At 41.2% G+C, this 12218-nt stretch carries 11 protein-coding genes; 5 read left to right on the top strand and 6 right to left on the bottom strand.

Annotated elements, in window-relative coordinates:
* Positions 1-297 precede the first annotated feature (297 nt).
* Genes G3O08_RS19700 through G3O08_RS19685 form a run of 4 tightly spaced genes read left to right on the top strand, consistent with a single transcriptional unit; the run spans position 298 to position 4243 of the window.
* The gene (locus tag G3O08_RS19700; RefSeq protein WP_163287166.1) at positions 298-918 is read left to right on the top strand and encodes a WbqC family protein; all 621 of its coding nucleotides are present in this window, start codon (positions 298-300) and stop codon (positions 916-918) included.
* A 34-nt stretch (positions 919-952) separates the two neighbouring features.
* Positions 953-2596, top strand: coding sequence for an acyl-CoA carboxylase subunit beta (locus G3O08_RS19695; protein WP_163287164.1), 1644 nt, complete (start codon positions 953-955; stop codon positions 2594-2596).
* A complete protein-coding gene (locus G3O08_RS19690) occupies positions 2574-3290 on the top strand; it encodes an SGNH/GDSL hydrolase family protein (RefSeq protein ID WP_204336959.1) in 717 nt (238 codons plus the stop codon). Before G3O08_RS19695 ends, G3O08_RS19690 begins: the two co-directional genes overlap by 23 nt.
* Entirely contained in the window at positions 3287-4243 is a 957-nt protein-coding gene (locus tag G3O08_RS19685; RefSeq protein ID WP_163287163.1) for a hypothetical protein, read from the top strand. The genes G3O08_RS19690 and G3O08_RS19685 overlap by 4 nt, the downstream gene beginning before the upstream one ends.
* Positions 4244-4344: 101 nt before the next feature.
* Here the strand turns inward: G3O08_RS19685 and G3O08_RS19680 are convergent, their stop codons facing one another.
* From G3O08_RS19680 to G3O08_RS19655, 6 genes are all read right to left on the bottom strand, one after another.
* Positions 4345-5268, bottom strand: a complete 924-nt coding sequence (locus tag G3O08_RS19680; protein ID WP_163287162.1) for a YeiH family protein — start codon at positions 5266-5268, stop codon at positions 4345-4347.
* A gap of 71 nt (positions 5269-5339) precedes the next feature.
* Positions 5340-6224: a LysR family transcriptional regulator gene (locus G3O08_RS19675; protein WP_163287161.1), complete on the bottom strand. Its 885-nt coding sequence runs from the start codon at positions 6222-6224 to the stop codon at positions 5340-5342.
* A complete protein-coding gene (locus G3O08_RS19670; protein ID WP_163287160.1) occupies positions 6199-7329 on the bottom strand; it encodes a mechanosensitive ion channel family protein in 1131 nt (376 codons plus the stop codon). The genes G3O08_RS19675 and G3O08_RS19670 overlap by 26 nt, the downstream gene beginning before the upstream one ends.
* A 174-nt stretch (positions 7330-7503) precedes the next feature.
* Positions 7504-8247 carry a succinate dehydrogenase/fumarate reductase iron-sulfur subunit gene (locus G3O08_RS19665; RefSeq protein WP_163287159.1) on the bottom strand — a complete coding sequence of 248 codons (744 nt, stop codon included), beginning with the start codon at positions 8245-8247 and terminating at the stop codon, positions 7504-7506.
* Positions 8248-8254: 7 nt separating this feature from the next.
* Positions 8255-10165, bottom strand: a complete 1911-nt coding sequence (locus tag G3O08_RS19660; RefSeq protein ID WP_163287158.1) for a fumarate reductase/succinate dehydrogenase flavoprotein subunit — start codon at positions 10163-10165, stop codon at positions 8255-8257.
* A gap of 8 nt (positions 10166-10173) precedes the next feature.
* The gene (locus G3O08_RS19655) at positions 10174-10827 is read right to left on the bottom strand and encodes a succinate dehydrogenase cytochrome b subunit (protein ID WP_239541372.1); all 654 of its coding nucleotides are present in this window, start codon (positions 10825-10827) and stop codon (positions 10174-10176) included.
* Positions 10828-11264: 437 nt separating this feature from the next.
* On the opposite strand from G3O08_RS19655, the gene G3O08_RS19650 reads away from it, so the two are divergent.
* Complete coding sequence (locus tag G3O08_RS19650) at positions 11265-11588, top strand: YtxH domain-containing protein (RefSeq protein ID WP_163287156.1); 324 nt, start codon at positions 11265-11267, stop codon at positions 11586-11588.
* Positions 11589-12218: the final 630 nt, after the last annotated feature.

Below are 12218 nucleotides of genomic sequence, written 5' to 3'. Positions count from 1 at the left end.
GATGTGAGTATTTGGTATTGTGTATTGAGTAGCCTCGTCGATTTATCGCGAGGCCGCCGAAGGTGGAATTAAATGGAAAAGACTTTTCTCGTTTGTACATTGATGTGAGTATTTGGTATTGTGTATTGAGTAGCCTCGTCGATTTATCGCGAGGCCGCCGAAGGTGGAATTAAATGGAAAAGACTTTTCTCGTTTGTACATTGATGTGAGTATTTGGTATTGTGTATTGAGTAGTCTCGTCGATTTATCGCGAGGCTCGCAAGGCCTTTTTATAACCCGTAAAGTCTTTTATACCAAATGAATAAGGTTATTCTTCCCATTTCAATCATTCCGCCTATCCCCTTTTTTGTGGCTTGCGCAAGTGGAAATGAAATTATAATTGATGGTGGAGAGAATTATCAAAAGCAGAGTATTCGAAATCGGTATCACATTTTATCGGCCAATGGAGTTCTTCCACTTACGGTAAATGTTGCGGGGCAAAAAGGAGAGAAAATTCCAACAGGCCAAATCACCATAGATTACGATAAGCATTGGGTTAGAGAGCATTTGCGATCCATAGAATCGGCTTACCGCTCCGCTCCTTTTTTTGAGCATTATTTTCCTGAAATACAATCGCTTATCGAATCAAAGTATTTCAACCTTGCAGAACTGTTCCAAACCTCCTTTCCCAAATGGCTAAAGATGCTAAAGTTAGATTGCAACTGGCTTTATAGCGAATCTTTTGTAGAAGCAGAAGCTGAATTAGATCTTCGTGTTCCAATAAAAAAGCCTTCGGATTTCCCTGATTCACTGAAGTCAGACGAATATATGCAGGTGTTTTCTGATCGTTTTCCTTTTGAACCCAATCTCTCGATTATTGATTTATTAATGAATCAGGGTCCTGCTGCAAATACATTTCTGCCGAAAGGCATGGAATAGTTATATTTGGCTTTTTAAAAAAGCAAAATACAGCATGGCTACAAAGAAGGAACTGGATCAGAATAAGTACGAAGATGAGATGCGCCTTAAACTTTCAAAGCTCAAAAGAGATTTGGCAGTGGTATATGAAGGTGGTGGAAAGTCTAAGATCAAGAAACAACACGATAAAGGAAAGATGACCGCTCGTGAGCGGATAGATGGACTTCTCGATAAAAATGCTGATCGGATTGAAATCGGCGCCCTTGCAGGCGATGGAATGTATGAAGAACACGGCGGTTGCCCATCTGGCGGCGTTGTTGTTGTAATAGGCTATATCAAAAAACGACAGTGTATTGTTGTAGCCAATGATGCAACCGTAAAAGCAGGTGCCTGGTTTCCAATAACCGGAAAGAAGAATCTCCGGGCCCAGGAAATTGCCATGGAAAATCATATTCCAATCATTTACCTTGTGGACAGTGCGGGTGTATTTTTGCCAATGCAAGATGAAATATTTCCCGATAAGGAACACTTTGGGCGCATTTTCAGAAACAATGCGGTGATGTCATCACGCGGTATTCCGCAAATAGCTGCTGTAATGGGCAGTTGTGTTGCCGGTGGGGCTTACCTGCCCATCATGAGCGATGAGTCGCTGATAGTAGATAAAACCGGTACAATATTCCTTGCAGGGTCATATCTTGTAAAAGCAGCAATTGGCGAAACTATTGACAATGAAACGCTTGGTGGCGCTACAACCCAAGCCGAAATAAGCGGGGTGATAGATTACAAAGTCGCTAACGACAAAGAGTGCCTAAAAACTATACGCGACCTTGTCGACAAAATTGGCAAAACAGAGCGCGAAGCGGGATTTAGCCGAGAGAAACCAAAAATGCCTAAAAAAGAATTAACCGATATTTACAAATATTTTCCTACGGAGCGCACCACTCCCTATGACGTGCGCACGATTCTGGATTGCCTGCTCGACGATAGCGAATTTACTGAATACAAGGAAGGATATGGTCAAACTATTTGTTGCGGCTACGGCCGGATAGACGGTTGGGCAGTAGGCATTGTGGCAAATCAACGAATAATTGTAAAGACCAAAACAGGCGAAATGCAGTTTGGAGGGGTTATTTACAGCGACTCTGCCGATAAGGCCGCCCGTTTTATAATGAATTGCAACCAAAAGAATATACCACTTGTTTTTATTCAGGATGTAACCGGATTTATGGTTGGAAGCCGAAGCGAACACGGTGGAATCATAAAAGACGGTGCCAAAATGGTAAGTGCGATGAGCAATTCTGTAGTACCTAAATTTACTATCATTACCGGTAATAGCTACGGCGCCGGAAATTACGCCATGTGCGGAAAAGCTTACGATCCGCGACTTATAGTGGGCTGGCCAACTGCACAGGTGGCGGTTATGGGCGGATCGCAGGCAGCAAAAGTATTGCTACAGATTGAAGTAGCTTCTATGAAATCTAAAGGTGAAAAAATAACCAAAGAGAAAGAAAAAGAGCTTTTTGACAAGATCAAAAACCGGTACGATGATCAAACATCGCCTTATTACGCAGCTGCGAGGCTGTGGCTCGACGCGATTATAGATCCTGCCGAAACCAGAAAGCATATTGCTATGGGCATTGAAGCCGCTAACAATGCTCCAGCAGAAAAAAGATACAATGTCGGAAACCTTCAAACCTAATTTTATGGTCGCCTTAATCAGCGCACTGCTTATTCTTTTTACAGCTTGCGCCAAAGACAGCATAGACGAAACTGTGAAAACACCAGCACAATCATCAATTAGTTATCTCGCTCTTGGCGACAGCTACACCATCGGTACGAGTCTTGCTGATGAAGGCGATAGTTATCCAGTAAAAATTGCCGACCGGCTCAATGCCGCTGGAATAGATTGCTTTCCTCCACACATTATTGCCCAAAATGGATGGACTACAGGCGATTTGCTCAATGCTACCGATGCCTTTTCGCCGGACTCTACTTTCGATCTTGTTTCCTTGCTCATAGGGGTTAATAACCAATATCAGGGTAAGAGCATTGACGCTTATGCGGATGAGTTCAAAACATTGCTCAAGCGCGCTATTCAGTACGCCGGAAACGATACGAGCAAAGTTTTTGTCATCTCTATTCCAGATTACAGTGTAACTCCTTTTGGTAGCGACAATGCTGAAACCATTGCTAAAGAGATTGATCAATTTAACGCTGTAAACAGCGAAATAACAGAATCTTATGGAATCTCTTATTTTTACATCACTGATATTTCACGTCAAGCAGCAAATGACCCGGAATTGATTGCTTCAGATGGTTTGCACCCTTCCGGGAAAATGTACGAACTTTGGGTTGCCGATTTTATTGAAGAAATCAAAATGAAAACGCGATGAATAGATTTTTACAAATTGCATTAATTTTTGCTGCCATTCTTTTGGGAACGATGGCCAAGGCACAGGTTTACAATTACGAAGATGGCGAAGAACCTCTCCCACCCGATAGCATTAAAGGATTGTATGTAGGGTTAAATCTGGGATTCTATTTTGCTAACAAAAACACTGCTCGTATCTATAATGGATATGGATATGAACGTGATGGAGCAATAATTTCAACCTTTGCTCAATCGTGGTTAAATCGCGCCATATCTGGCCCACCTAATGGATCCTTTCAGTCCGAAGATCGCACATCAGAGGCCATGCGCGCCGCTCCTGGCGAATGGATATTTGCAGAATCTGATATGCCCGGCGAAATGACTTATCGACCGTCATTTATGTTTGGTGGCCACTTGCGCTACATGTTTAATTCAGATTTTGGTGTGTTTACCGAGATAAACGGAACTTTCCCTGTCACGGTTGGTCAGTTTACCATTCAGCGTGTGGCGCCCAGCCCCGACCCCACTCAAAACCAACGCTTAGAGCAATTTCAAATTCGCGGTGAGGAACAGCGCCTTTTTATCAATTTAGGTCTTCACCGTGTATTGGGAAGAAAAGCCGTAGAGAAATCAGGAAAGCCCACTATTATACTTCCTTATTTTGATTTAGGTGCAACAGTTACTTTCGCAAAATTTGAGGAGAATGTAATTGACATGGGTGAATATGTAGTGAATTTTAACCGTATTGTAGATCTCACCCAGTTTTATACCCAGCAGGGACAGTTTGTAGAATCAGCCAATCTTTTAACAGGAATGGGCTTTGGTGGTTTTGGTTCAATTGGAGGTCAGATTACCCTCGGACGAAAATTTACTATCGATATAGGTTATGTAGCCAACTTTCAGCAAGTTAAACTCGGAGATATAAAAGAGACGGGAATTCAACACCAATTTGTGCTGAAGGCGATTTATATGTAGGTTGTTTACATCAATGATCAGGCTGATTTATCCTGCCATAGGCGTCGGATTTTTTGTCTTTTCATAACCGTATTGCTGCGCAATTTTAAAGCGGCGCGATGTTAACTCATAATAAACAACAGGGAAAAGACTGAAATACAAATCCAAAGAGAAGCACCGAGAACGAAAGGACGGGCTCCCGTTTTCTTTAAATCCTTCACAGAAAGCGTACTTCCCACCAAAAACAAGGTTACAATCAGGAGTCTTTTAGCAGCACCTGTTGTATAATCGGTTACCATTTGAGGAAGATCAAAATAGCTATTGATAAGAATGGCGATAATAAAAAAGAGAATAAACCATGGAATCTTGATCTTTCCATCTTTGGCTTTAAACAGAAACATAGAAATTAGTGATACCGGAATAATCCACAGCGTGCGTGCCAGTTTGACGGTTGTAGCCACGCGCAAAGCTTCATCGCCATAAGTAAGAGCTGCTCCCACCACCGAGCTGGTGTCATGTATGGCAACGGCAGCCCACAATCCAAATTCGTGTTGTGTCATGCTCAAGAAGTGCCCCACTGCCGGAAAAACAAATAAGGCAATTGAGTTGAGCAGGAAAACCACTCCGAGTGCGACAGATATCGTTTTGGGCTTTGCTTGAATAACGGGAGCAACAGCGGCAATAGCACTTCCTCCGCATATCGATGTTCCCGCAGAAATCAAATAGCCAAGGTGCTTATCGATTTTAAAAAGTTTGGTTAAAATCCAACCGAGAATCAGCGTTCCAAAAATAGTGAGTACCGTGATAGTCAATCCTTCTCTCCCTGTCTTGAGCGTTTCCATTAGAAACATCCCAAAACCAAGCCCTACAACTGAAATTTTCAGCAAATACTGAATGCCTTTTTGGGTGAACTTCTCAAAAGGCTGACCCAGAAATAGTGTAAATAAAAATCCCAGAAGCAATGCTATCGGGCTGCTTATAAATCCACTTAAACAAATGATTATCAGAAAAGCAAAAAGAACTTTTACGAAAATTGGATTCTTCATCACACCTTTTTTTACGATGCAAATTACGCCACTCTCTGTGATTTATGGGCAAAGTGATTTGTGATAGGTTATTACTTTTGGTTATAACCTTCAAGAAGCAAATTCTGAAGAAGTGATGATGACTTTGATTGGTATCCTTGACGACTTACAAAGTAAAACCACCTTTCTATCTGGAAATCGGTTACTTCTACCACACGAAGTTTGTTGCCCGCAAGCTCCTGATTGATAGAGTGAATAGATAGAAAGGCGTAGTGATTTGAATTGCGGAGATACGACTTTATACTTTCAGTGCTTCCCAAGTCGGCGATGATGTTTAAAGGTTTTACTTTTCTCTTTTTAAGTGCGTTGCCTATAACCTCTCTTGTTCCCGAGCCATGTTCTCTTTCCACGAAAGTGAGCGCTTCCAAATCATTAAGCTGAATTGTATTGGGAATACCATTTCTGGTCGCAGCAGTAACCAAAACTAATTCATCTTTTACAAAACGCTCGTAATGCAGACGCTTATTGTGATTGTCGCCTTCTACAATTCCAAAATCAAGGAGACCGTTGAGCAATTGATTCTGAACATCTTCGGTGTTTCCACAAATGAGTTGAAAGCGAAATTCGGGATTGTCTTTTTGAATGCCTGCCACGAGGGCAGGTATTACGTACTGGCCAATTGTGGTGCTGGCGCCAATTTTTAACTGACCGGGTAGTTTCTGCTGATCTCCAGCAAAGGCATCGGTGAGTTCTGAATAGATGTCAAGAAGCTTGTTGGTGTAGGCTAAAAATAATTTTCCGTCATCGGTAAGATCAATATGATTTCCCTGGCGGACAAAAAGCGCTTTACCGTATTGCTGCTCCAAGTTTTTAATGGTTTTAGAAATCGCAGGTTGAGATAGAAATAAGTTCTCAGCAGCTTTGGTAAAGCTCTTGTTAATAGCGACTTCCTTAAATATTTTCAGTTTGTGATCCATGTTTATTTCCAATAGGTTGTTCTCCCATTTCGTTTTTCATTACAAGCGTTCTATACGGGAATGGAATTTCGACTCCTGCGTCTTCAAAACGGGCTTTTATGCTCTCCAGCACGTCGCATTTCAGCATAAAAGCATCTCCAAAGGTTCTCGCCCATGCCCACGCCCTTATAGTTACAGAAGAATCATTTAATTTAGTCAGGGCGGTTTTCACGAGTGGCTTGCCTTCTTTTTTCTCAACATCAGAACGATTGTCAAGAATAAGCGGATGCTTCTCGCATTCTTCCTGCATTATTTTTTTGGCAAGGCTTACATCACTGTCATAAGATATCCCTATTTCCACCATTTCGCAGCATTTTAGCTCACCAAGGCTATAGTTTACCAACTTTTCTTTATTGATAACCGCGTTTGGAATAACAATCATCTTATTCTCAAAATTACGGATCACTGTGTGGCGTAGTGTTATGTCTGTAACGGTGCCTGTCATGCCTTCAGATACGTTGATGACATCGCCAATTTTAAATGGTTTAAATGAGATAATAAATACACCTCCAACCAAATTTGACAAGGCTTCCTGCGATGCTACACCTGCTATTAAAGCCAGCACCCCTGCCCCACCCAGAGCAGTTTGAGACACACCCCGCAAAGAGGGGAATGCCAGTAATCCCAATAAAATTCCGGTAAAATAAATCGCAAAAACGGCTACATACCTCAAGAACTTGTAAGCAGTAGGGTCATCATTATTCAAAATCTTCGTTCTCACAGATTTTTTAAACCACATATTTGTCGATGTAGCCAAAACGATCGTTATCACAGAAACAATTCCCAGATAGAATATCAATTTAAAATTACCCACAAGTACAGCGCTTTTGTCACTTTCAACAAATATCAGCGCCAGGGCTATTGCGCCTAAAACCAGCCAAAGGGCATTGAGAATTCGTTTTATAAGATTAAATGGGTTTGGTGATTCGCCGGGATATTTCTCTTGTTCTCTTTTTACCAGCCACTTATTCAAGGTATTGGTAAGAAAATGGAGAACCAAAACTATTGCAACTACTACGGTCACAGAAATAATCTGGGTTTTGTGTATGCTGAAAAACTCTAACATGAAACTATGTTTTCTTCAATAATTTGTAATATCAGACAATTATACTTTTTAATAACCAAATTCAAAGAGCCTATATTCCTTTTCAACTCGTATTGCCTCTATTTGTTTTAAAATGAGAGCAATCGTCAAAACAGAATTGAAGGACTAAATTTTTATCCTTTAATTTTTATTCAATTAGCTCAATAGTTTAGCCTTTAAATATCTGGCATTCATTTCTGCAATATTTGAAATAGATATTTCAGCGGGACATTCTACTTCACAAGCACCTGTATATGTGCAGCTTCCGAAACCTTCTAACTGCATTTGTTGAGTCATTTCAAGTACTCGTTTATGCGCTTCCGGACGTCCTTGCGGGAGTGAATTTAAGTGGTTAATCTTTGCTGAAGTAAAAAGCGCGGCCGAAGCGTTTTTACATGTTGCCACACAGGCGCCACAACCTATGCAGGCAGCTGCATCCATTGACTTGTCTGACACTTCTTTTGAAATAAGGATAGCATTCGCTTCTGGTGCTGTACCGGTTTTGGCGGTAATAAAACCACCTTGCTCAATAATTCTGTCAAAGGCGGAGCGATCTACCATCAAATCTTTCAATATTGGAAATGCATTGGCGCGCCAGGGCTCAATTACGATCGTATCGCCGTCTTTAAAGCTACGCATGTGCAGCTGGCATGTTGTAACATGATCGTGCGGCCCATGTGCCCGTCCATTGATAAAAACGCCACACTGTCCGCAAATTCCTTCTCGGCAATCGTATTCAAAGGCCACTACCCTTTCGTTTTTAAGAACGAGTATTTCATTTAAGTGATCTAAAGCTTCCAAAAACGACATGTCTTCTGTAAGCCCGTCGGTTTCATAAGATTTAAAATTCCCTTTTGAATCTGCGCTTTCTTGTCTCCATATTTTACATGTTACTTTCATATCGTTATCACTTATAACTGCGCACAGTTGGTTCTACATATTCAAATTTTAGCTCTTCTTTGTGCAATTTAAAATTGCCCGTGTTGTACTCCCAAGCCGAGACGTACATAAAATCTGCGTCATTGCGCAAGGCTTCGCCATCTTTGGTTTGATATTCTTCTCTAAAATGTGCGCCTGCAGACTCTTCGCGTTGCAAGGCATCCACACACATTAATATGGCCAATTCAATAAAGTCTGCCAGCCTTAACGCTTTTTCAAGTTCGGGGTTTAATTCAGCTTCGCTCCCAGTTACTTTCACCTCGCTCCAAAACTCTTTCTTTATGTTTTTTATTTGAATAATGGCTTTCTCCAATCCAGCTCTGTTGCGACTCATAGCACATTCCTGCCACATTACTTTGCCAAGGGCTCTGTGGAAATCGTCTACCGTTCTACTCCCATTGATGGCCATCATTTTAGCAATGTGTTCTTTTACATCATCCTCCACCCTTTCAAATTCTGGATGATCTACATTTGGACGCTCTTCTGCTAATTCCGTTTGCAAATAGTTATTAATGGTGTTCGGAAGAATAAAGTAACCGTCAATACTGGCTTGTAACAGAGAATTTGCACCAAGACGATTTGCACCGTGATCTGAATAATTGCATTCGCCAATGGCATATAAACCGGGAATGGTAGTCATCAATTCGTAATCTACCCAAAGGCCACCCATTGAAAAGTGAGCTGCCGGCGAAATCAGCATTGGCTTTTCGTAGGCATTTATACCCGTAATTTTCCGGTACATTTTAAAGAGGTTTCCATATCTGTCTTCTATAGTGTCAAGCCCCAGTCGATCAATTGCATTTTTAAAATCAAGATAAACCCCATTTTTTAACGGCCCTACGCCGTGGCCGGCATCAATCCGCTCCTTGGCAGCGCGCGAAGCAATATCTCGTGGTGCTAAGTTTCCAAAAGCGGGATAACGCCGTTCCAAATAATAATCGCGTTCATCTTCCGGAATTTCATTCGCTTTTCTGGCATCGTCTTTTTTAGTTGGCACCCAAATGCGACCATCATTGCGCAGCGATTCTGACATTAGTGTGAGCTTTGACTGCGCATCGCTCGATTGTGGAAGCGCGGTAGGATGTATTTGCGTAAAACTGGGTGCAGCAAAATAGGCCCCTCGTTTGTGCGCTTTCCAAATAGCGCTTCCATTACAACCAATGGCGAGCGTAGATAAGCGAAACACCCGCGAGTACCCCCCCGTAGCAAGCACTACAGCATCTGCGGCGTAGCGTTTAATGGTACCATCTGTCAAGTCGCGAACTATAATGCCTTTGGCCTTCCCGTTGATAACAACCAAGTCTAACATTTCGTGACGAGGCAACATGTCTACTTTCTTTGCCCGAATCATTTTATAGAGCTGCGAGTAGGCCGCCATCAATAGCTGCTGACCCGTTTGCCCACGGGCATAAAAAGTACGTTGCACCTGAACCCCACCAAAGCTACGGTTTACCAGTACGCCGCCATATTCGCGTGCAAAAGGAACGCCTTGTTGAACAAAATGATCGATAAGCGGAGCAGATAATTCAGCAAGTCTGTAAGTATTTGCTTCGCGCGATCTAAAATCGCCTCCTTTTAGTGTGTCGTAAAACATGCGCCAAACGCTGTCGCCATCGTGCTGGTAATTTTTAGCTGCATTAATACCGCCTTGGGCAGCAACAGAATGAGCTCTACGCGCCGAATCCTGATAGCAGAAACATTGCACATCATAACCAAGTTCAGCCAGAGTTGCTGCTGCGCCCGCCCCTGCCAATCCAGACCCTACAACGATTACGTTGAGCTTCTTTTTGTTGGTGGGATTAATCAAATGTGAATTAGCCTGATAGTTTCGCCATTTTTCTTCGAGTTTACCTTCGGGTATTTTTGAATTTAGTTTCATTTCTATTGCTATTTGAAGTAAACTATTAATGGAATAATTCCAAAACCTATCGCCATAACGGCAGCATAAACAAGCGAAATCTTTGCGAGAATTCTGAGTCCTTTTTTATGGTAAAATCCAAGAGATTTAAAAGCACTCTTAAGCCCATGAAAGAGATGAAAACCCAATGGAATCATTAAAATTGAGTAGAAGAGGACGTAATATACATTGTGAAACAAGTCATAAGTAACTTGATAAACATCTACGTATCCATCTGTATCTAATCCCACACTTTCTCCAATACCCAGTTTAATTCTCGCCCAAAAATTCGCCATGTGAACCACAATAAACACCAAAACAAGCACACCGAGAAAGCCCATATTCTGAGACGCCCATGAGCTGTTTTCACTTTTATGATTTACGGCATAACTCACAGATCTGGTTTTTCGATTTTTGTAAGTGATTATAGCCGCATAAACTACATGCAGAATTATAGACAGATAAAGAATATAGCCTACCACGTTAATTAAGGTGCTTTCGCGAAGCGTAGTAGAATATGAGTTATATAGGCTTCTGGCAATAGACTCGGGAAGCAGCAACAGGCTATTTGCAGATAAATGAACTATCAGAAAGATGCACAGAAATAATCCTGTGGTAGCAACAACACTTTTTCTAAAGAACATACTCATCTCTTAGCTCTTATGGTTCACTTAATCTCCCAATATAGGTAATAAGCAAATATAAAGCTTTGGAAGGCTCTCAATATGACATAAATCATGTGCGTTTATGATTTTAAACAACACTTACATCTAAAAATTTGATTTCTACCTTTTTTAAGGAAAGAAGACGTGAGTAGACATAGAGCCGATGATGTTATTTTTACTTCCGTTAGATGTGATTGTCGATTCGGATGATATAAAATCAACTGACCTTCAACTAATTAAAGCAGATACTTCAAGGGTATAAGTTGTAGGTGGTTCGAATATTAAAGAACTTTAAATTGACAAACAGGTTTACAAAATTTTTAATAAACAATTTGGTGTGACTTTTGTCATATTAGTAGGAATATTAAACCATTATATTTACTTTCTTATTAGCTATTAACTTAAAAAATAAAAACATGTCTGACACTAACAATAAAGGAAAAACACTTTTAGCTCTTTTAACCGGTGCTGCTCTTGGCGCTGGGATTGGAATTTTATTTGCACCTGAAAAGGGCACTAAAACACGCAAAAAAATCAAGCGCAAAGTTGATGAATCGAGCCATGAAATCTCTAATCGCATCTCTAAAGCAAAAGATGATCTTAGCGCAACGGCAGAAAAAAAGAAACGCGATTTTGACCGCAAACTTGACGATGCTGTTTCAGTAATGAGCTCAAAAGCAGATGATATCATTTCTACTGTAGAAGGGAAACTAAAAGATTATAGCAAGAAAGGTTCTTAATTAATTGGGCTTTTTTTTCGATTTTATTTGTCGCTTATTTATTACGAGATTATATATTTCGTTTTAAATAAGCGACTTTTTTTTGGGGGAGCATGTGTCAAATTGAATTATGCGGTCACTGCTTCGCACTTTCTTTCTCTGCAAAATCATAAAAAAATAGCCTGCATATGAGCTTGGAAATTATACTAGAGCGACCCTGTAGGCGGTCGTATGTTTATAGTTCAATCCCTAATTTATCCCGCTTCACGACCCTGTAGGTGGTCGCATGTTTGTAGTAGAAAGCATCGTTAGTCAGATTGCCGACCCTGTAAGTGGTCGCACCACTAAAATGTCTGCACAATTGTTAATTGATTCTGAAAAGCTCAATGAGAGCAGGGATTGCTTCGCGATCCCATTATCGCTTTATTGAACCACACAAGCAAAACCCTATGGCGAGCGAAAATGCTCGCCGGTTTTTTAATTCAAGACTCACCTTGCGAGCGAGCAGGGACTAGTGCGTGATCCCTTTCGCTCCGAAGTCTGACGAAAAACCAAAGCCGCTATCGCGTTTTCTGTTTTTTATGCAAATAATGCCCCACGAGTATCTTTAAATAAAGGTATACCCGACCCCGTAGGTGGTCGCATGTTTGT

The organism is Cryomorpha ignava (assembly GCF_010686655.1).
Lineage (GTDB): Bacteria > Bacteroidota > Bacteroidia > Flavobacteriales_D > Cryomorphaceae > Cryomorpha > Cryomorpha ignava.
Note: the sequence above shows the minus strand (reverse complement) of the source record. Positions and strands in the feature narration are given on the sequence as shown.

What these genes read in the sequence shown, in the direction of transcription:
- G3O08_RS19700 (WP_163287166.1), top strand. Translation starts at nt 298, where the DNA reads ATGAATAAGGTTATTCTTCCCATTTCAATCATTCCGCCTATCCCCTTT.
- G3O08_RS19695 (WP_163287164.1), top strand. Translation starts at nt 953, where the DNA reads ATGGCTACAAAGAAGGAACTGGATCAGAATAAGTACGAAGATGAGATG.
- G3O08_RS19690 (WP_204336959.1), top strand. Translation starts at nt 2,574, where the DNA reads ATGTCGGAAACCTTCAAACCTAATTTTATGGTCGCCTTAATCAGCGCA.
- G3O08_RS19685 (WP_163287163.1), top strand. Translation starts at nt 3,287, where the DNA reads ATGAATAGATTTTTACAAATTGCATTAATTTTTGCTGCCATTCTTTTG.
- G3O08_RS19680 (WP_163287162.1), bottom strand. Translation starts at nt 5,268, where the DNA reads ATGAAGAATCCAATTTTCGTAAAAGTTCTTTTTGCTTTTCTGATAATC.
- G3O08_RS19675 (WP_163287161.1), bottom strand. Translation starts at nt 6,224, where the DNA reads ATGGATCACAAACTGAAAATATTTAAGGAAGTCGCTATTAACAAGAGC.
- G3O08_RS19670 (WP_163287160.1), bottom strand. Translation starts at nt 7,329, where the DNA reads ATGTTAGAGTTTTTCAGCATACACAAAACCCAGATTATTTCTGTGACC.
- G3O08_RS19665 (WP_163287159.1), bottom strand. Translation starts at nt 8,247, where the DNA reads ATGAAAGTAACATGTAAAATATGGAGACAAGAAAGCGCAGATTCAAAA.
- G3O08_RS19660 (WP_163287158.1), bottom strand. Translation starts at nt 10,165, where the DNA reads ATGAAACTAAATTCAAAAATACCCGAAGGTAAACTCGAAGAAAAATGG.
- G3O08_RS19655 (WP_239541372.1), bottom strand. Translation starts at nt 10,827, where the DNA reads ATGTTCTTTAGAAAAAGTGTTGTTGCTACCACAGGATTATTTCTGTGC.
- G3O08_RS19650 (WP_163287156.1), top strand. Translation starts at nt 11,265, where the DNA reads ATGTCTGACACTAACAATAAAGGAAAAACACTTTTAGCTCTTTTAACC.